General features: G+C 62.0%; 2 protein-coding genes. Both read right to left on the bottom strand.

Annotated elements, in window-relative coordinates; translation table 11 throughout:
• Positions 1 to 177, bottom strand: a 177-nt coding sequence (locus ACCAA_RS20880; RefSeq protein WP_186409176.1) for a helix-turn-helix domain-containing protein, incomplete at its 3' end; no start/stop codon positions are given.
• 29 nt (positions 178 to 206) lie between these two features.
• Positions 207 to 710 carry a thiol peroxidase gene (gene tpx / locus ACCAA_RS20875; protein WP_186409175.1) on the bottom strand — a complete coding sequence of 168 codons (504 nt, stop codon included), beginning with the start codon at positions 708 to 710 and terminating at the stop codon, positions 207 to 209.
• Between the last annotated feature and the right edge of the window lie 641 nt (positions 711 to 1351).

Here is a 1351-nt window from a genome sequence, read left to right as displayed (position 1 = left end):
GAAGCTGACCAGGTAACGATGCGCCTTGGCCGCCGGCATGCCGGCGTTGCGCGCCACATCACGCAGCATCATCGGCCGCCCGTGGGCTGCCAGCGCCCGCAGCAAGCGGGTGCCCACTTCGATCGACTGGATGCCTTGTCGCTGTTTGGGAGCTGCCGTCCCGCTGGTGTCGGCCATGGCCCCGTTTTCCGTTGCTCTGCTGCGACTCAGGCCAGAGCGCGCAGCGCCGCCTCGTAATCGGGTTCATCCTTGATCTCGGCCACCAACTCACTGTGCAACACCTTGTCATCGCCGTCGAGAACGACCACGGCGCGGGCCGCCACTCCGGCCAGCGGACCGTTGCTGAGCGCCACGCCGTAGTCTTCGAGAAACTCCCGACCACGCATCGTAGACAGCGTTACGACCTTGTCCAGGCCCTCGGCACCGCAGAAGCGGCTCTGGGCAAAGGGCAGATCGGCCGATATGCAGAGCACCACCGTATTGGCCAGCGCGTTCGCGTGCGCATTGAACTTGCGGACCGAAGTGGCGCAGGTCGGCGTGTCGATGCTCGGGAAGATGTTCAGAATTTTGCGCTGGCCGGCAAAACTGCTCAGCGCGACATCGGCGAGGTCCTTGCCGACCAGCGTGAAGGCCGGCGCCACCTGGCCTTTTTGCGGCAAGCTCCCGCTGACCTGAAACGGGTTGCCGCCGAGGGTTACTGTACTTGTCATGTCGATTCCTTATCGGGTTTGCAATTGGGAGGAGGGGGCTCGGCCGGTGATATCTCTGGTCAGCGCTCCTTGGTCATTATTGCACGCGCAAGCTTCGGCGGCGACGAGCTTGTCGATATGCGGCGAGCCAAGCCTGAAGCGTGACTGCGCCAGCTTAGTGATAGCAGGGCGCTGCGGAGGACACTCGTGGCTTCCGGATTTTCCTGATGGTGAGCAGAACGTGGGGGAAGGATGGGCGATTCTTGAGAAGGCGGCCAGGTGACGTGCTTTTGGGGGGGGGAGACCACGATTTTTCGCACGCGGTTGGAGACCAAGCCAGCCGAAGATTCGTGCTGGCCAGCCTGCTGGAAAACGGGCTCGTCAAGGCGATGGAACTGGAAAGCGCACCGCTGACCATCCCGCACCGCACGCTCACGAACGGCTGGAACTAAGTGAAGAAGGTCATGAGCGCGACGGGCTGTATAAACTTCCTACGCTAGCGGGCTGGAACTCGGCGCATGCCTTTGCGTGAAGAGCATCGGAAAGCCCTGTGCGGGAAAACCGCATACGCGGGTTGATGAGGGCGGGCAGGCGAAAGCCTGTCCTCTACTCTACCCGACGGCTCCTTCACTATATGTTTGTTTGAATGTTAGACCTGACCC

It is taken from the genome of Candidatus Accumulibacter aalborgensis (assembly GCF_900089955.1).
Lineage (GTDB): Bacteria > Pseudomonadota > Gammaproteobacteria > Burkholderiales > Rhodocyclaceae > Accumulibacter > Accumulibacter aalborgensis.
Note: the sequence above shows the minus strand (reverse complement) of the source record. Positions and strands in the feature narration are given on the sequence as shown.

Coding starts and splice junctions, on each gene's coding strand:
- tpx (WP_186409175.1), bottom strand. CDS start 710: ATGACAAGTACAGTAACCCTCGGCGGCAACCCGTTTCAGGTCAGCGGG.